This window comes from Ornithinibacillus contaminans (assembly GCF_001038425.2).
GTDB classification, from domain to species: domain Bacteria; phylum Bacillota; class Bacilli; order Bacillales; family Amphibacillaceae; genus Ornithinibacillus; species Ornithinibacillus contaminans.
Genome location: NZ_LDPV02000021.1, coordinates 62,446 through 81,377, shown reverse-complemented (window position 1 = coordinate 81,377; position 18,932 = coordinate 62,446). Strand labels below are relative to the sequence as shown.

The following is an 18,932-nucleotide window of genomic DNA, read 5'->3' as shown; positions in this document are numbered from 1 at the left end:
TACTCGTAGCATATTCGGTGGGAGTAGTGCTCGTCTCTACCACTGAGCTACTGTGGAATAATTTAATTTAACTACCAGCCATACTTTTGAAAGCATGTTCCCTGTAGTTGAACCCCTGCATCTTCTAGCCTATTCCAAGATGTTCATGCTTCGGGGTTACTCGTAGCATATTCGGTGGGAGTAGTGCTCGTCTCTACCACTGAGCTACTGTGGAATATAATTTTGACTATCTTTTTAATCCGTTAAAACCACTCCAGTTTTAAGTGGCACGAGATTTAATTTAACATATACAAGCAGTCATGTCAACTACTTTTTTAATCAAATCATTGGTATGTATTTAAAACGACAATATTTACTATAGCACCTTTGAAAGTATATTTCAACAAAAATTTAAAAGAAAAATCACATTCCCTCCTCCTTAAACAATTGCGTTAATTTTTCTATCAGGTGAGAAAGATTGGTATATTTATCCTAAACCTAAAAAGAAAAAAACCAAAGAGGCTTAACCTCTCTGGTTTTAGTTCTCACCCAATACTGCTTCAGCGATATTAACAGCATGATCGCCAATTCGCTCAAGGTTCGAAATAATATCAACAAACACAATACCTGCTGATACACTACATTGACCTTCATTCATACGGATGATATGTTTCTTTCGATAACTACGCTCCATCTTATCGATTTGATCCTCTTTTTGAATAACAGCTAGCGCTTCTTCTCTATCCGCTTTTTCTAGCGCCTTAATCGCTTGTTTTACAGTAGACATGGTTAAGTCAAACATATTACTTAAATCTTCTTGTGCCTGCTCTGTAATAATGACTTTATTCGAGATTTTATAATCGATTAATTCCACGATATTTTCAAAGTGATCACCAATTCGCTCAATATCTCGTACTGTGTCCATTAAGACGGTGTGTTTCTCACTTTCAAATTCAGATAGAGAACCACCTGAAATGTCTATTAGATAATCCGTAATACTACGATCAAGACTGTTTAGCGCTCCTTCAATTTGCAAGGCTAAATCGGAGTGTTTTGTTTGATTTGTTGTTAAATAATGATTTGTCTCTTCAAGCCCTTGATAAGCATATTCCCCCATTCGCACAACTTCTGCTTTTGCTTGATCTAGTGCTAATGCAGAAGACTGCTGAATAAAGATTGGGTCTAAGTGCTTTGGCTTGTACTCAATGGTCGTATCTTTTCCTGGAATAAGCTTCGTTACAATCCAAGCTAACAGACCAATAAACGGAAACTGGATAATCGTATTAAATAGATTAAAGCTTCCATGTGCAAATGCAATTGTCATTTCTTCGTTTAATGATAATTGGGTTTGTAAAAATAACACATACTGTGTGAACAAACCAAGCAACAGCATAAATACAGTAGTACCAACGAGATTAAAGATAACATGTACACCAGCTGCTCTACGTGCTGCTACAGATGCTCCTAATGAAGCTAGAATTGCAGTAATAGTAGTACCGATGTTATCACCAAATAATACAGGTAAAGCTGCTTTTAGATTAATTGCACCTTCTGAATATAATCCTTGCAGTATTCCAATAGTCGCACTAGAGCTTTGAACGATTAAAGTAAACAATGTACCCACTACCACACCTAGAATAGGATGATCACTCATTCCTACCGTTAATTCTTGGAATGATTCTAAGGTACGTAATGGTTTCATCCCACTACTCATCAACTCTAATCCAAAGAATAAAGCTCCAAAGCCAAATACAGCTTGTCCAATTGCAGTAACCTTTTGATGTTTAAAGAAAAAGATTAAAAAGGCACCTATCGCAAGAATTGGCAATGCGTAAGCTCCAATATCAAACCCAATAATAAACGCTGTAACCGTTGTACCGATATTGGCCCCCATAATAACACCGATAGCTTGTCTCAATGTCATAAATCCGGCATTTACTAATCCAACAGTTAATACCGTTGTTCCTGAACTACTTTGAATCAACACGGTTACGATTAATCCGGCAAGAACACCTAAGAAAGGATTACTTGTAAATTTGTCGAGAATGCCACGCAAGCGATCTCCTGCAGATTTTTGTAAACCTTCTCCCATGAACTTGATACCAAGAAGGAATATCCCTAGTCCTCCGATGAATTCAAAAATCAATTTCTGTATGTCTATTTCCAATGAAAAGTCGCCCCTTCTCGTATCTACTATGTATTTTTAACACCTCTACTATTATTGTAAAAAGTCTCTACTTTGTAAAGGTATTTTAAAAAACTTTACATTAAATTTACAATCCATTAAAAATGTTTCTCTTCTTTTATTAGTTAATCCCCAAAACACACTTTAATCATGCATTCCATAGAAAAACTACATTTTATCCACAAAAAAATCCCTAGAGTCACCTCTAAGAATTTTTTGATTTATTACTTGATAAAGTCTACCAGTATTTTCGTACCATCAACTTGAATAACCTTTACCTTTGTATTTCTTGGTATCCACTGCCCATTAGAAACGGCGCTATAATCCTTAGTCCCTACTCGAATCGTTCCAACCGGACGCATATCATTTAATGTGATAGCCTCTTGATTAATTAGAGAACGATATTCCTCTTTCATGGAGTTATAGCCAGCTTCACTTGTTAACTGGTCTTTTAGTGTTAACTTATTCCACATTTCTCTCCGCTTAAACACCTTTAGGAAAAAGAACGAACTACCTGCACCAATTAATACACCAAGAACGGCATACATCCCAGCAGCAAAATTAGGAGCTGGTAAGGCAACTGCCGCCAGCATACTTGCTGTACCAATTGTGGCTAATGTTCCATCGTTTAAGAGCTTTCCATCAATAATAATAAGTACAATACCGACAAAATAGATGAGTAGCATAAGAATAAGGGAGTTAGTTTCTAAATATACTGTGAAATAAATCGTGATAAATCCGATTCCTAATAATGCAAAAATACCGCGCATATTTACAAGTACTTCACCGATTAAAAATAAAGTACCTAGTCCTGTAAGAACCAAAGCAATCCAGTCTTGCGTAAAAATTTCCATACTCGTTCTCCCTTTCCAATTAATCTTGCTTTACATACGAATTACCTAACAAAAAGGTTTCATGATGAAGGAGTAATAACCATGAAAAAATTACTTTTCTTTATTTTCATTATACTATTTTTTATAAGTATTTATAAAGATTTATCCTCTGGCACAAGCATCCCAGGTGAACATCAACCGGAAAATGAAACTAATCAAGGCCTTGTCGAACAGACATATGAAGTAGTAAAAATTAAACTAGCGCCAGGTGATACCGTCCTAAGTATCGTCGAAAAACTAAATCCCACTATTACCACATTATCGATAGACGAAATTTTAAATGACTTTCGAACGATTAATCCTACTGCAGATCCGAATTCCTTGGATGCGAACACTTTTTATTTTTTCCCTAAATATAGGCATAATTAAAGAGGCTGGAAAAAACCAGCCTCTTTAACTAAACGAAAGGTAATATAAACAGCGATATTAATATCGAAATTGCTCCTGCTGCAATCGCAATATTCCCTAACGTTTTAGCGTTACGGTTACGAGCGAAGAAACCTACAATAATCCCGGCAGCTCCTAATAAAATAGGTGCCCAGAAGAATGATGCCAGTGAAAGCACTAATGCTATCCACCCTACTGTTGCATTGACCTGTTCTGAATCATTATCAATTGTTGCACTTCTTCGATAGTCATCCGCAGTCAACTCAGCAGCAGTTTCTTCGTCACGATCACCATAGATTCCATCTGTGTGTCGAAAGCTTGACGAATAATATCCTTCTTCACCATGCTTCGGAGCATTTTCAATGGTATTTCTACGATTATTATCGTCCATGATTGACCTCCTTCTCTAATGATGAGGTGCATCTATAGTTTGTGACGTATTAGATTTTCTATGATGTTACATTTTACCAGTTCGTGTCATTACAAACTTTTCTTAAAACTAGTTGAATTTGATTGTGCAGTTGCATATAGTAATTGGGAGGAGCTGTTGCTATTGTCCATTTTCATTAAACAAATCATTTTGAATAAATTCAGAAACATTACGCCACATGAAGTGTATGAATATGCTCATAACTACGGATTTTCCATAACGCGACAACAAGCCTTTGATATTGCAACTTATGTGAGCACAAATCGTATTAATCCTTTTGAACAAAAAGAACGAGATAAGATGCTAAAGGATTTAAGTAAAATTACCGATTCAGAGACGGCTGCGAAAGCCAATCAACTTTTCCACGAATTGATAAAATCTTATGGTTTGGAGCATTTATTTCAATAAAAAAGGAATCTGTAGCTTTGCACAGATTCCTTTTACATACTTATTTATTGATTAACAATTTGTTCTTTTAAATCCGTAATGAATGCTCCATTGCGAATCATGTCAATTTCAAACTTGTATGGTGCTTTTTTATTTTTCTTATCCTCCCCAACATAAGGAGTTTCCAAAATTTTAGGCACGTCGGTAAGTTGAGCATGGTTTATTATATAATGTAAAGCATCAAAACCAATATGGCCAAACCCAATATTTTCATGACGGTCTTTATGAGCACCACGTTCATTTTTACTATCATTTACATGGACAACCTTAATTCTGTCCACACCTATTATTTTGTCAAATTCATCCAATACACCATCAAGATTTTGTACGATATCATAGCCTGCATCATGTACGTGGCAAGTATCAAAACAGACGGATAATTTTTCGTTATGTGTCACACCATCAATAATTGTAGCTATTTCTTCAAAGGTTCTTCCAATTTCCGATCCCTTACCAGCCATAGTTTCCAATGCGATTTGAACATTTTTATCTTTTTCTAACACTTCATTTAATCCTTCGATGATTTTCTTGATTCCATCTTCTGGACCTGCTCCAACATGTGCACCTGGATGTAAAACGATTTGTTTAGCACCAATTGCCTCTGTTCTTTCCATTTCACTTCTTAAGAAATTAACACCCAGTTCAAACGTCTCTGGCTTTGTAGAATTTCCAATATTAATAATGTATGGTGCATGGACAACGATATCAGCTATATCAATTCCATTAGCAGCCATATGTTTTAAACCTTCTGCAATATTTAATTCCTCAATAGGCTTTCTCCTTGTATTTTGCGGTGCTCCTGTATAAATCATAAATGTATTAGCACCATAAGAAATTGCCTCTTCACTCGATCCGAGTAACATTTTACTTCCACTCATCGAAACATGTGATCCAATTTTTAACATAAAGACACCTCTCCCCAAACTAATTACTTCTTTTTATATGTCGATTTCTTTGTTAGTTTTCGTTTAATCGATTGTTGTTGCTGCTTCATTTTCTTTTTATAACCAGGCTTTACTTTTTTAGGCTTTCGCACTTGCTTCCAGGCTTCTTTCTCAACGTCTGTTGTCGTCTTGGTACGAAGGCTACGCTCTTTCCAAGACTTAGCATCTTTCCATTGACCATTGGAAACATCATAGAAGAAAAATTCTAATCCCTTTTGTTCCAGCTTTTCAATTAGCTTATAGTCTTCCTCGCGATATAGACTGATGGCAGTCCCTTCCATTCCGGCTCTTGCTGTTCTACCAACACGATGAATATAAAATTCCTCTTCTTTCGGAAGGTCAGCATTAATGACATGACTAACACCTTTTATATCGATTCCCCTTGAAGCTAAATCAGTTGCCACAATATATTGATAGCGTAGCGCTTGTATTTCTTTTAAAACTCGTTTACGTTCTCTTGGTGATAGTCCACCATGAATCAATCCGACATTTAACCCTTTTTCCAGCAAATTAGCATGGAGCTTATTAGCATTTTCTTTACCATTTGCAAAAATAATGGCAAGGTATGGGTTAATAGCCTTTGAAATCTCTGCTATTATATCAGCATCCTCTCGATGCTTCTTCGCGATTAAGCGGTGTTCCATTGTTTCTGGAGATAATTCATTCGCGATTTTAACATGTAATGGATTTTCCAAGTATTTCTTAAAGAAGTGTTCCAAGCGCTGAGGGATAGTTGCAGAAAACACCATTAATTGAATATCTTTTTTACATCGAACTAGTAATTGATCCACATCATCAATAAATCCTAAGTCTAACATTAGATCTGCTTCATCAATGACAAAAGATTTTGCTGAATAAATGGAAAGTGCTTCTTCTTTAACGATATCTAAAATTCGTCCAGGAGTCCCAATTACAATATGTGGAGGTTCTTTAAGCTTCTCCATCATTTTTTGTTTATCGGTTCCACCAACTAATAATTTTGCTTTCCATTCTTGTTCTTTATCGGCAAGCTTAATAATTTTCTTAGCTTCATCATATAATTGAGTTGCTAACTCTCGAGTTGGTGCTGTAATGACAAATTGTACTTCTTTTTTAGCTTCTTCTAATTGATTAAATAGTGGAAGTAAAAATGAATGTGTCTTTCCTGAACCAGTATGGGATTGCCCAATAACACTTTTCCCCTTATGAACTGCAGGAATTACTTCTTGCTGTATTTCTGTTGGTTGTTTAAATTCTAATTTCTCGATTACATCTAATAACTGCGGTGTAAACGAAAAAGAATTAAATGAATTCTTCATTCTAGTTCTCCTTTAACCTTGATTCTTCATGTTTCGCACATCAAGCTACGGTCATTTTCCGGTTTATTTGTACTGAAATGGATCGGTATTTGTCGTCGATACGATGACATCAATCGTTGGATCGATTTCGTGTCCATTCTTAATTTTCGCTTCTAAAAATTGTTTCGTTCCAAGCTTCATGACTTTTTCTATATAATGCCCGGCATCGATGATTGCTAGCCCCATTTCGATTGCCTCTTGGGCATGGTGAAACGTCATATCACCAGTAATGTAGACATCCGCTTTTTTATGGAGAGCGGGAATTATATACTTTTCGCCACTTCCACCTAAGACAGCAACTCGTTTAATTTTTTTTGTAAGATTACCTGATACCCTTACAGTTGAAACCTCTAACGTTGTCTTAACCATGTTAGTTAGTTCTTCTAGAGTAACCGTGTTAGCTAGTGTTCCGACTCGCCCTAGTCCATATTTCTCCCCTGTATTTTGTAAAGGAATAACATCATAGGCTACTTCTTCATAAGGATGTGCTCCAAGTATTGCCTTTAAAACCTTTTGTAACCGTGTTTCCTGAACAACAGTTTCAAGTTTTACTTCTGTGACATTCTCCAGTTTATCCTGCTCACCTATAAATGGTGAAGTTCCTATAAGTGGCTTGAAAGTACCTGTTCCAGTTGTTCGAAAAGTGCAATGACTATACTTTCCGATATGACCCGCACCAGCTTCAGTTACAGCATCCATTACTTCCTCTATGTGTGCTTCTGGTACATATACAGCAATTTTATATAATGCTTCTTCGTTCGTATCTACCATAATTTCTCGATTCGTTAGCCCTAATAAATCCGCAAGCATATCATTTACTCCACCATTAGCGATATCAAGATTAGTATGTGCTGCATAAACAGTGATATCATGCTGAATTAATTTTTTAACAACCCTTCCACGCCAGCTATCTAAATTGAGTTGCTGTAACGGCTTAAACAAGATAGGATGATGCGCGATAATTAAATCTACTTCATTAGCAATCGCTTCATCGACAACAGCTTCCAGAACATCTAACGTGACCATTATTCTTTTAACCGGTTTATGATAAGAACCAACTTGTAAGCCAACATTATCCCAGTCTTCCGCTAACGATTTAGGTGCCCAGTTCTCCAATAATCGAAAAACATCTGCATTAGTTGTTCCTTTTACCATCACGCAAAACCTCCTCTATCCATTGAAGCTGCTGGTTGAATAAACTTATTTTTTCTTCGTCCTTTATTTTTGCCGCTGACATTTGCTTTAGAACACGAATTAATTTAGTATGCTCGGATTGCCATTTTTGATAGAAAAGTGGGTTCCCTTGTTTTAATAATAGTGGTCCAAATAATAATTCCTTTGGATCCAGTGGTTGTTGCGTATCAGACTTCCTGCCAACAATGATTTCATAGATGTGGCCATTTTCTTCTAGGATTACTTCCGCTTCAATTCGATAATGATTTTCTACATACCATTTCCGCACGTTCTGTTCGTCGACATTAGGTTGTGCAATAATCAATTCCACACCGTGTAGCTTGTCCCTTCCATTCTCAAGAATAGAACGTATTAACGCACCACCCATTCCTGCAATAACAACCTGCGATACCTCATCTTCTGCAAGAACGGCTAATCCATCACCTTGTCTGACATCAATTACATGTGTTAATTTATATTTTTCCACTGTCTGTTTCGCGCTTGTATATGGACCCTCATTAATTTCACCTGCAATAGCAGTAGCGGTAGTATCCTGCAAACAAACAAAGCATGGTAAATAAGCATGATCTGATCCTATATCTGCAAAGTTAGCTCCTTTCGGCAAAAAAGATGCTACACGTTCCAAACGATTTGACAGCTTCAACCGTTCATTCATTAGAAACCTCCAAAAACTATAGTAATAATAGAAAAGCTTTCTGAATTATAACAGAAAGCCTGTGTTAAAACTATTTATTTTTTCTCACTCAGCCATTCGGAAATAATGGATATTTCGCCTTCTGATAAATGTCCTTGAGGCGGCATATCACCACGTCCGTTTGTAATGACATCTTTAATTTCATCTACTGATAAGTTTGCACCAACAGTTTGTAGATTTGGACCAAATCCACCTGAAAGATCAGCACCATGACAACTTACACAAGATGATGCAAAGATTTCTTCTGGATCTTCCATTCCACCTTCTTCAGCTTGTTCAGGCTCTTCCCCTTCTGACGCGATATCGTTACGTTGACCTACCCCTATAAATGAAATTACAATTACCGCTAGGATCCCAATAATAGCAATTAAAGCAAACGGGATTAATGGGTTTCGTTTCATTGTCTTTCCTCCTTATGTATCCCCGGAATTAAAAATATTCCACATAGCTAGTTTTATTTTATCTTAAAATTTCATTAGTTAAAAGAAAAAAGATGTGAAAAGTTTACGAACAATAATACGATAAGTGCTAAGTAGCTAGAAATCAATAAATATTTCAAGCGTAAGGTACGACTCAGTAGATACCACCCTACAAAATTCATGATTAATGCAATCAGTGTAAACAATTGATTAAAATGGAAAACATTTGTTAGATGATCCGTTGTCATTAACCCTAATACAAGTGGTATTATGATGGCAATATGGCGATAAGGGCTAGTACGTTTTTTACAGGCCCGATAGACGAAATAGCCATATCCAATACAAATTAACAAAATACTAAGTTGCAAAATAAAATGAAATTGAGTAAAATAAACTACAAGAAATGAAAACGGTACCATCAACACTAAAAGAAATAATTGGACATAGAAAAAATAATTTTTCCGACGCTTTCTAGATGTAGTTGACTGCTCGTCGTCTCCTTGAGTATAGAGAGCTAGTAAAAAGTCACATTGAACTTCTGGCAGTAATTTGTGTTCTTTCCAATACTTGATTTCTTTAACGATGGTAGCCATACGATCATCTGCCAATATTATCACCCCAATGCAGATATCTAGCTACAAAATATATAAAAAAAGAAAAGGAAAGTCATTGTTCTTTTTAGGCTTGACCAATGACCTACCCACAATTAATCAAGAAAGTCTTTTAATCGTTTGCTACGACTAGGATGTCTAAGTTTACGAAGTGCTTTTGCTTCGATTTGGCGAATTCGTTCTCGGGTTACACCAAAAACTTTACCAACTTCTTCTAACGTACGAGTTCGACCATCATCTAGACCGAAACGTAAACGAAGTACATTTTCTTCTCGATCTGTTAATGTATCTAATACATCTTCTAGTTGCTCTTTTAATAATTCGTAAGCAGCATGATCAGATGGCGAGATTGCTTCTTGATCCTCAATAAAGTCACCTAAATGAGAGTCATCTTCTTCTCCTATCGGTGTCTCTAATGATACGGGCTCTTGCGCAATCTTAAGGATTTCACGTACCTTATCAGGTGTTAGATCCATTTCTTCACCAATTTCTTCTGGTGTTGGTTCACGCCCCAAATCCTGAAGTAATTGACGCTGTACGCGAATCAATTTATTAATCGTTTCAACCATATGAACTGGTATACGAATTGTACGTGCTTGGTCTGCAATAGCGCGTGTTATCGCTTGTCGGATCCACCAGGTTGCATACGTACTAAATTTAAACCCTTTACGGTAGTCAAACTTTTCAACCGCTTTGATTAAACCCATGTTTCCCTCTTGGATGAGGTCAAGGAATAACATACCTCTTCCTACATAACGTTTTGCAATACTAACTACTAAACGCAAGTTAGCTTCAGCAAGTCGTTTTTTTGCTTCTTCATCACCTTGTTCAATGCGGGTTGCAAGTTCTATTTCTTCTGTAGCAGAAAGTAAATCAACACGCCCGATTTCTTTAAGGTACATACGTACTGGGTCGTTAATTTTGATCCCTAATGGAACACTTAAATCATTTACATCAAATTCTTCTTCTTTTTCGATTTCCTTCATTTTAGGGTCATCATCTGATTCACCTATTACATCAATACCTTGATCACCTAGAAATTCATAAAATTCATCCATTTGATCAGGTTCAATTACGAAATTTGATAAACGATCGGCAATTTCCTCATATGCGAGTACGCCACGTTTTTTACCAATTTCAATTAACTGTTCTTTCGCTTGCGCTAGTGTTAACTCCGGCTCATTCTCTTTAGTTTGTGAAGGTTTGTTGTCAGCCATGAGTCCCCCTCCTTCCATACTTCTTCAATCAATTTAAATGCTTTACTTGTCTTTGTAATTCAATAATTTTCAGCGCGATTTGCGCGGCTTTAATTGGATCCTGCTGTTGCTCGGCTAATTTTTGCTCAGCCTTTAATTGTTTTAAATTTACCCCTGTACTACTCTCAGTACGTATCATACGTAGATAATCATTTATCTCTTTATCACTAATGTCAGCCTGTGTAGGCGTCATTGCAATTTGGATAACTAACTTGTGCAGCAATTCATCTGATATACGATCGAGAAACAAGCTTACATTCTCAGAATGTCCTTCTTCATAATAGGCATATAGATGTGTTGCTATAATTTTATGCTCATCTATAGTAAAAGAAGCACCTATTTCAGCTTGAACCTTATCTGCAATGGAACGATTTTGAATCATATACGCTAATAATTTTCGTTCCGCATTATGAATTGCTGGTAATAATTTACCACTTGACATTTGTACCTTATTAGTATATCTGTCTTTTTCCCTCTTATCCTTAGGAGCATCTGATTTTTGACGGTACTCGTGAATTTGATTTAGCAATGTATCAACAGAGATGCTATATTCGGAGCTCAGTTCCTGTACATATAACTCTCTTTCAACTGAACTTTCAACAGTTGCTAGCTCCATCAGGATTGTTTCCAGGTACTGTATGCGATCCCCTTCAAGTGTTACATTGTAATCCTTTTTGAGATATCGCATATAAAAGCTTATAAATGTGTCACTTGCTTCAATTATTTCGCGTTTAAATGCCTCTCCACCAAATTTTTTGATGTAACTATCAGGATCAAATCCATCTTTTAGGTGGGCAATTTTGACTTGGCATCCTACTTGCTGAAGCAATTTAGAAGCTTTATAAGTCGCTTCTACCCCAGCATTATCACCGTCATAACAAATAATTACTGTGTCCACATAGCGCTTTAATAACTTTGCCTGTAGTTCAGTCAGTGCTGTTCCCATCGTGGCCACACCATTTAGAACGCCTGCTTGATATGCCGAAATCACATCCATATACCCTTCAAACAATACAGCTTCACTTGATTTCCGGATGTGTTTTTTCGCTAAATCAAAGTTATACAGAATTTTTCCCTTTTGAAACAACTCTGTTTCAGGGCTATTCAAGTACTTTGGTTCTTGATCTGGTTGAACAACTCTCGCACCAAATGCAATCGTTTTGCCCAAGTGGTTTCGTATTGGAAAAATTACTCTTCCACGAAAGCGATCGGTAACAGATCCATCATCTTGGTTACGAGATAACAGCCCGAATTTCACAAGCAGCTGTTGATGAAAGCCTTTTTTCTCTAAAAAGGTCGCTGTAAAATCCTTGGTATTCGGTGCAAAACCTAGCTGGAATGTGTCAATTGCTTCATCACTTATCCCTCTTTCTTCGAGATATTGATACCCAGCCTTACCATCCTTTGTGTAACGAATTAAATGATGGTATAGTTTTGTTAACCATTCATGGGCAGATAGAACTTGTTGATTTTCTTGGGAAAGAGATGTTTCTTTCTTTATCGCATCGGTTGGTAATTCAATACCTGATCGGTCGGCAAGAAATTTCATTGCCTCATAGAAAGAGAAACTTTCCATTTCCATTAAGAAGGTAACAACATTTCCACCCTTCCCACATCCAAAACAATGGAAAATTTGCTTTTCCTGTGTAACTGAAAATGATGGAGATTTTTCACCATGAAATGGGCATAGCCCAAAATAGTTTCTACCTTGTTTTTTGAGTTGTACATATTCACTAATGACATCAACAATATCATTTGCAGTACGAATTTGCTCAATTAATTCCTCAGAAATTTGGTTAGACATTAAAACCACCATGCTTTTCAAGTATTAAGGATTGTAATTGATCTATAGTATAGATTCGCTATCCACCTAAAAAAATCCTTCATATTTCGACAAGTTTTTTGATAAAGTCGAAAAAAATTCCTTCTATTACGTAATAATCTTTTAGAAGGATATAGAAGTACAAATAATGAAGTATTTCTTTTTGTTGAAGAAAAACAGGTTTTGTATGTAACTAATAGACTAGCTATGTATATCAGAATCATTTTAGTCTAATAATACTATTCTACAAAAAATCGTGGATTCCTTCTTAATTATGAATGTTTTATTTTTCAGAATATGCGTTACAGTGAATCTGTACTATTTTATACAACATCTTCTATTTTTACACAAAAAATAATTATAATACATTTTCTAAAAAATTACTATTATCTTATTAAAAAAATCGATGATTTATTATAGGAAATTTTCTAAACAGCTTGTAATCACAGGAAGAGGCCGGGACAAATGTGGTTTAGCAAGCATATACAAACATTGATGCATAATTCCTGTTTCAGGAATTATGCTTTGTTCGCCTACTTGCTCAGTCCATTTGTCTCAGCCTCAATTGGATTCGTTATTCTTTTATTAAACGCAATATTTGATTAGCAGTTTCCTCAACAGCTTTATTCGATACGTCAACCACTCTACATCCAATGCGTTCAACGATTGAATTAAAATAGTCAAGTTCTTGATGAATTCGTGAAATCGTTGCATAGGTTGCCTGATCACCTAGCCCTAACGCCTTCAACCTTTCTTTTCTAATATCGTTCAGTTTCTCAGGTTGAATTCGTAATCCGATACATTTTGCTGGGTCAACATCAAACAATTCTTCCGGCGGTTCGACCTCTGGGACGATTGGAATATTAGCTACTTTCAATCGCTTATGTGCCAGAAACTGTGATAAAGGGGTTTTTGATGTTCTCGATACTCCAATTAAAATAATATCAGCTCGAGCTATACCTCTAGGGTCACGTCCATCATCGTATTTCACCGCAAATTCAATTGCCTCTACCTTTTTAAAGTAGTCTTCATCCAATTTATGCACTAATCCTGGCTCTAAACGGGGTTTATTATGGAAAACTCTTTCCATCGCTTCCATCATTGGTCCCATTATATCAATCGCTTCAATGGACCACTCTAGCGCTTTGGCATTTAAATAATTTCGCAAATGCGGGTCTACGAGTGTAAAACCAATGATGCCATCCTCATCCTTGGCTCGGTTTAATGCTTCATCAATTGTTTTAATATCCTCGACGTACGGTATGCGTTGTATGATATAGTCTTGATTAAATTGACTTAATCCAGCCTTAATTACTAATTCAGCTGTTTCACCAACTGAATCTGATAAAATGAAAACAATCTTTTTTGCATTCATTGTCAGAGTCCCCCTAAGGTTAGATATGATTATCTGCTATTAGTTCAACAAACACTTTCGTTATCGTCGTCTTTGTTATACGACCAACTACTTCCATCCCATTTGCCGTATCTTTTACAACGGGAAGTCCGTCTATTTGCTTATTAATTAAATGATTGGCGACATCGATTAATAAATCTTCTTTACGGCAAACTGTTACATTTGGCATCCGAGTCATTATGATATGAACAGGTAAAGTACTTAAATCCTGTTTTCCAATTGCTGCACGAAGTAAATCCTTTCGTGATACTACGCCAATCAAACACGAACGATCATCAACAATAAATAACGTACCAACATCCTCTAAAAACATCGTCGAGATTGCATCATACACAGATGCACCTTCATCCACAACGATTGGAACCGATTGATAGTCACTAACTTGAAACTTCTTTATCTTTTCTGTCAGTAGTTCTGAACCAGTTTTTCCAGTGTAAAAATAGCCTACTCTAGGCCGCGCATCTAAAAAACCGGCCATTGTTAAAATTGCTAAGTCTGGTCGTAATGTTGCGCGTGTTAAATTTAGTCGCTCAGCTATATGCTCACCTGTTATGGGACCATTATGTTTTACTATTTCTATTATTTTTTCTTGACGATTGGATAATTCCACCATTCCACCACCCAACAGATTAAAAGAGACATACTATTTAGTAATTATTATAGCCTATATAGACCGGAATGGAAATCAAATTAACAATTGTTAAAATTGTTGTTTCCATTCAATTGCTTGCAAGTCTGCAAAACTGTTCACCAGTAGTGCAATTCGTTTTAGTAAAGCTAATCGATTATTCTTAAGTGCCTCATCATCAGCCATTACCATATTGTTATCAAAAAATTGATGGATTGGTTCTGTTAATGCTTCAAGCTGATGGAACGCTTCAGATAATTCGCCTTGTTCATTGGCAGATTTATAATTTTCCGCCACGGTTTGATATGCAGAATATAGGTTAGCTTCAGATTCCGTTTCGAACAGGTTAATGTTTACTTCTGTTTGATCTGTCTTTTCTGCTAAGTTAAGTACCCGAACCAATGCCTCTTGTGATGATTTAAATGTTGGATCACTCCGTTTTTCAGAAAGAATCCGCGCTTTTTCTGTAATAATTGGCATTACCCCAACCTGTCCAGCAGTAATGGAATGGATTACGTCCTGCTCAATACCATTTTCCTTCAAGACGAATGCAACTCGTTGCTGCACAAACGAATTCAATTCTTCGTATAAGGTATCACTATTAAACGCCGATAGATTTACTGATTGATAAACGGTTTCGGCAATGTCCAATAAATCAGCAACAGAAATAGTCCATTTCGCATCATTTGCGATTCGCAAAATACCAATTGCTTGCCTACGTAAGCCATATGGATCCTGGGATCCGGTCGGTTTCAAGCCTACCCCGATACACCCAACTATAGTATCTAGCTTATCAGCCACACTAACAACTGCACCGACTTCTGTTTCCGGAAGCTCACCTTGTGCACTTGTTGGCATGTAATGCTCACGAATCGCCTGTGCTACCGCTTCTTCTTCCCCGAATATCCGTGCATACTTTTCACCCATAATTCCTTGTAGTTCGGTAAATTCATTCACCATGTTAGTCATCAAATCGAATTTACTTAATGCTGCAGCTCGAGTAACCTGATTTATCGTCGATGTATCAAGCTGTAGTGCTTTCGCAATTGTTTCAGCAATTCTTACGACACGATTTACTTTATCATGAATTGTACCTAGTTTTTCTTGGAAAACAACATTCGAAAGCTTATTTCTATAAAAATCGATCGTATTTTTTTGATCCTCTTGATAGAAAAATTCCGCATCAGATAGTCTTGCTCTTAATACCTTCTCATTTCCCTTCATAACAGTTTCAATGGCATTTGCATCACCATTTCGAACCGCTACAAATTTCGGAAGAAGCTCACCTGTTGTTGATTTCACCGGGAAATAACGTTGGTGTTCCTTCATTGAAGTGATCAATACTTCAGGAGGAAGATCTAAATATTCCTCTTCAAAAGAACCAACAAATACCGTCGGATATTCAACCAAGTTACGTATTTCTTGTAGAAGATCCTTATCAATTGGTACTTCGTATCCACCCGCCGCTTCTACTTCTTTTATACCAGTTAAAATCATGTTTTCTCGGTCTTGTGCATCAACAATGACAAATTGCTCCTGTAATTGCTCCTGGTAATTCAGTGGATTTTCTATTTCGATTTGTTTTCCTAGGAAACGATGTCCATATGTTTTATTACTTGTTTGCACACCAGCAATCTCAAATGGAATTACATCTTTATCGGATAGAGCAACAATCCAACGTATCGGACGTGCATATCGTAATGTTTGCGTACCCCAACGCATATTTTTTCCGAATTGGATGGACTCGATTATTTCTTTGAAACCTGGTAGTAATTCTACTACGGGTTTCCCTTCAATAATTTTGTTCACAAATATATACGTGACACCATTAATATCCTTGGTATAAATGTCATCAACTGTTTTTCCTTGTCCTTTAGTAAATCCTATTGCCGCTTTCGTCCAATTACCAGCATCGTCTTTTGCAATCTTAATTGCGGGTCCCTTGACCTCTTCCTCAACCGTTGTCTGATTCTCTTCCATTTGATTGATGAGGACAGTAAGTCTTCTTGGAGTAGAAAACGTTTTTAATGTTTGATAAGAAATACGCAATGTTTCCAACCATTTTTGAGTTTTTGCCGCTAATTGTCGTTGTGCATCATCAACAAATCGAGCAGGTAATTCTTCTAAGCCAATTTCAAATAAAACATTTTTACCCATTAGTTAGCCTCCTTTTTAAGCATTGGAAAACCTAAACGTTCTCTTTCAGTAACATAAGCTTTCGCAATAGTACGAGCTAAATTACGTATTCTTGAGATATAACCAGTTCGTTCTGTAACCGAGATAACACCACGAGCATCTAGTAAATTAAATGTATGGGAACATTTCAATACATAATCATATGCTGGAAAAATCAAGCCTTTTTCCATTGTTTTTTGTGCTTCCTCTTCGTACATCGTAAATAATTGGAAAAGCATATCGATGCTAGATTCTTCAAATGTATATTTCGAATGCTCGAACTCCGGCTGTTTGAAAATATCATTAACGGTAAATCCATCTGTCCATTCTAATTCAAATACGTTTTCTTTATCTTGGATATAAGATGCAAGTCGCTCAATACCATAGGTTAGCTCAACTGTAACTGGGTTTGCTTCTAGACCACCGATTTGTTGGAAATACGTAAACTGAGTAATCTCCATACCATCCAACCAAACCTCCCAGCCTAGTCCTGCAGCACCAAGGGTTGGGTTCTCCCAGTTATCTTCTACAAAGCGAATATCGTGCTCTAATGGATTAATACCTAGCGCTTTTAACGATTCTAAGTAAAGCTCTTGGATATTATCTGGAGATGGTTTAATGATCACTTGAAACTGATGATGTTGATAAAGACGATTTGGGTTTTCACCATATCGACCATCCGCCGGGCGTCTTGACGGCTCCACATACGCAACTCGCCAAGGCTCAGGACCTAGACTTCTTAGTAACGTCATTGGGGACATTGTTCCTGCACCCTTTTCCACATCATATGCTTGCATTAAAATACAATTTTGTTCAGACCAATATTTTTGAAGTGTTAAAATCATATTTTGAATATTCATTTACTCAACCTCCAATTCAATTTTTAGAAATTTGAAAAACCCGTCCCTATGTCTATAATTCCTTACAGACATAGGGACGGGTTTTATTCCGCGGTTCCACCCTATTTGCTAAAGCATTATGCTATAGCCGCTTCTATTAATTCATGCTCCAGAGTGCCTTCCAAACTTCTTCACTGTCCAGCTTACACCGTCCTGGACTCGCTCTAAATGAAATCAGCATGTACTCTTCTCTTTCTTCGCACATTTTATGAAATATGTATCATATTACTGTATAAAGACCTTCATTGTCAACCGATGACGCTTACTTTAGCTTATCTAGCTGCTGAAGAAATTTACGCGATTTGAGAAAATAACCACCATAGTGATCATAATATGTATCTAACAGTTGTCTGATTAGGAGTCGATTTTCCGCCTTTACCGAAACACTTCCTATCCGCTCCAGTCCAACTGTTGAAAACAAGTAAAATAGTCTCACAACCGTATCTGGTAATTGGATTGCATTCGGATCTATTGAATTACATTTGGGACAAAGTAAGCCCCCTTCTGCAATGGAAAAGGAAAAGGGGCCATTCTTACTTGCGCAATTTGCACATTGATGGACTGTGGGTGCAAATCCACCTGCCCGAAATAACTTTAATTCGTACATCATCATTGGAATATCGACATCATCTTGCTCACTAATCCATTCAAGCGTATGAATTAACTGAGTATAAATATCGTAATTCGGTGTATTTTCATCCAAAAGCTTATCAGTAAGTTCGGTTAAATAAGCAGTATAAGCTGTTTTAATAATATCCTCACGAATTGTACGATAGGAATTGATGATTTCTCCTTGTTGAATGGTACTTAATCCTTTGCTAACATAAACAAAAAATTGTCCATAAATGAATGGCTGCGTCACAGCAGCCATTCTACTCTTAGGTTTTTTAGCACCTCTAGCTATCGCAGAAAATTTGCCAAGTTTTTTACTGAAAATCGTAACAATTTTATGGGTTTCGCCATAATCCTTTGTTTTAATAATGATCCCATCTATTTTTTCTAGCATACATCTTCACCTTCTTTATTCTGCATGCTACATATTTGAATCCACCGGTAAAGTATCCAAATTATTAGTAGAGCTAACCGCCTGATCTAGCTCCTGTGATTCACTTTCTAACTCCTTCATAAGTAAATAGGTCTCAATATTTCCTGTTTGACTAAATAATTTCCATACAAAGTCGACCACAAGAAACCACACCTTTCTTTATACTTCTCTAG

19 protein-coding genes and 1 other annotated feature are annotated in these 18,932 nt (G+C 36.6%); of the genes, 2 read left to right on the top strand and 17 right to left on the bottom strand.

What is annotated here, in order from left to right; all coding sequences use genetic code 11:
* Positions 1-517: 517 nt before the first annotated feature.
* A complete protein-coding gene (locus tag JF53_RS05115) occupies positions 518-2,146 on the bottom strand; it encodes a Na/Pi cotransporter family protein (RefSeq protein WP_047981481.1) in 1,629 nt (542 codons plus the stop codon).
* Between the two features lie 242 nt (positions 2,147-2,388).
* Complete coding sequence (locus JF53_RS05110) at positions 2,389-3,018, bottom strand: NfeD family protein (RefSeq protein WP_047981480.1); 630 nt, start codon at positions 3,016-3,018, stop codon at positions 2,389-2,391.
* Positions 3,019-3,099: 81 nt separating this feature from the next.
* Between JF53_RS05110 and JF53_RS05105 the strand changes: the two genes are divergently transcribed.
* On the top strand, positions 3,100-3,426 hold the full coding sequence (locus JF53_RS05105; RefSeq protein WP_047981479.1) for a hypothetical protein: 327 nt from the start codon (positions 3,100-3,102) through the stop codon (positions 3,424-3,426).
* Positions 3,427-3,454: 28 nt separating this feature from the next.
* Here JF53_RS05105 and JF53_RS05100 read toward each other — a convergent pair whose 3' ends face one another.
* A complete protein-coding gene (locus tag JF53_RS05100) occupies positions 3,455-3,835 on the bottom strand; it encodes a DUF4190 domain-containing protein (protein ID WP_053071920.1) in 381 nt (126 codons plus the stop codon).
* A gap of 162 nt (positions 3,836-3,997) precedes the next feature.
* Between JF53_RS05100 and JF53_RS05095 the strand changes: the two genes are divergently transcribed.
* Positions 3,998-4,282, top strand: coding sequence for a DUF2624 domain-containing protein (locus tag JF53_RS05095; protein WP_047981478.1), 285 nt, complete (start codon positions 3,998-4,000; stop codon positions 4,280-4,282).
* A gap of 44 nt (positions 4,283-4,326) precedes the next feature.
* Here JF53_RS05095 and JF53_RS05090 read toward each other — a convergent pair whose 3' ends face one another.
* The 14 genes from JF53_RS05090 to JF53_RS17185 form a co-directional block, all read right to left on the bottom strand.
* Positions 4,327-5,226, bottom strand: a complete 900-nt coding sequence (locus JF53_RS05090; RefSeq protein ID WP_047981477.1) for a deoxyribonuclease IV — start codon at positions 5,224-5,226, stop codon at positions 4,327-4,329.
* Positions 5,227-5,249: 23 nt separating this feature from the next.
* The gene (locus JF53_RS05085) at positions 5,250-6,563 is read right to left on the bottom strand and encodes a DEAD/DEAH box helicase (RefSeq protein ID WP_047981476.1); all 1,314 of its coding nucleotides are present in this window, start codon (positions 6,561-6,563) and stop codon (positions 5,250-5,252) included.
* A 63-nt stretch (positions 6,564-6,626) separates the two neighbouring features.
* Positions 6,627-7,757, bottom strand: a complete 1,131-nt coding sequence (locus JF53_RS05080) for a Nif3-like dinuclear metal center hexameric protein (protein WP_047981475.1) — start codon at positions 7,755-7,757, stop codon at positions 6,627-6,629.
* Positions 7,738-8,451 carry a tRNA (adenine(22)-N(1))-methyltransferase gene (locus JF53_RS05075; protein WP_047981474.1) on the bottom strand — a complete coding sequence of 238 codons (714 nt, stop codon included), beginning with the start codon at positions 8,449-8,451 and terminating at the stop codon, positions 7,738-7,740. The genes JF53_RS05080 and JF53_RS05075 overlap by 20 nt, the downstream gene beginning before the upstream one ends.
* Positions 8,452-8,525: 74 nt before the next feature.
* Positions 8,526-8,891: a cytochrome c550 gene (gene cccA / locus JF53_RS05070; protein WP_047981473.1), complete on the bottom strand. Its 366-nt coding sequence runs from the start codon at positions 8,889-8,891 to the stop codon at positions 8,526-8,528.
* Between the two features lie 74 nt (positions 8,892-8,965).
* The gene (locus JF53_RS05065) at positions 8,966-9,517 is read right to left on the bottom strand and encodes a hypothetical protein (RefSeq protein WP_047981472.1); all 552 of its coding nucleotides are present in this window, start codon (positions 9,515-9,517) and stop codon (positions 8,966-8,968) included.
* A gap of 98 nt (positions 9,518-9,615) precedes the next feature.
* The gene (gene rpoD, locus JF53_RS05060; protein WP_047981471.1) at positions 9,616-10,737 is read right to left on the bottom strand and encodes an RNA polymerase sigma factor RpoD; all 1,122 of its coding nucleotides are present in this window, start codon (positions 10,735-10,737) and stop codon (positions 9,616-9,618) included.
* Between the two features lie 28 nt (positions 10,738-10,765).
* Positions 10,766-12,580 (bottom strand): DNA primase, encoded by a 1,815-nt coding sequence (dnaG, locus tag JF53_RS05055; protein ID WP_047981470.1) that lies wholly within the window; start codon positions 12,578-12,580, stop codon positions 10,766-10,768.
* A gap of 592 nt (positions 12,581-13,172) precedes the next feature.
* The gene (locus JF53_RS05050; RefSeq protein ID WP_047981469.1) at positions 13,173-13,973 is read right to left on the bottom strand and encodes a pyruvate, water dikinase regulatory protein; all 801 of its coding nucleotides are present in this window, start codon (positions 13,971-13,973) and stop codon (positions 13,173-13,175) included.
* 19 nt (positions 13,974-13,992) lie between these two features.
* The gene (locus JF53_RS05045; RefSeq protein WP_157052461.1) at positions 13,993-14,625 is read right to left on the bottom strand and encodes a helix-turn-helix transcriptional regulator; all 633 of its coding nucleotides are present in this window, start codon (positions 14,623-14,625) and stop codon (positions 13,993-13,995) included.
* Positions 14,626-14,712: 87 nt separating this feature from the next.
* A complete protein-coding gene (glyS, locus tag JF53_RS05040; RefSeq protein ID WP_047981467.1) occupies positions 14,713-16,797 on the bottom strand; it encodes a glycine--tRNA ligase subunit beta in 2,085 nt (694 codons plus the stop codon).
* Complete coding sequence (glyQ, locus tag JF53_RS05035) at positions 16,797-17,675, bottom strand: glycine--tRNA ligase subunit alpha (RefSeq protein ID WP_047981466.1); 879 nt, start codon at positions 17,673-17,675, stop codon at positions 16,797-16,799. The genes glyS and glyQ overlap by 1 nt, the downstream gene beginning before the upstream one ends.
* Before the next feature lie 69 nt (positions 17,676-17,744).
* Positions 17,745-17,921: a binding site (T-box leader), on the bottom strand.
* 55 nt (positions 17,922-17,976) lie between these two features.
* On the bottom strand, positions 17,977-18,720 hold the full coding sequence (gene recO, locus JF53_RS05030) for a DNA repair protein RecO (protein ID WP_047981465.1): 744 nt from the start codon (positions 18,718-18,720) through the stop codon (positions 17,977-17,979).
* A gap of 27 nt (positions 18,721-18,747) precedes the next feature.
* Entirely contained in the window at positions 18,748-18,900 is a 153-nt protein-coding gene (locus JF53_RS17185; protein WP_083443548.1) for a YqzL family protein, read from the bottom strand.
* Positions 18,901-18,932: the final 32 nt, after the last annotated feature.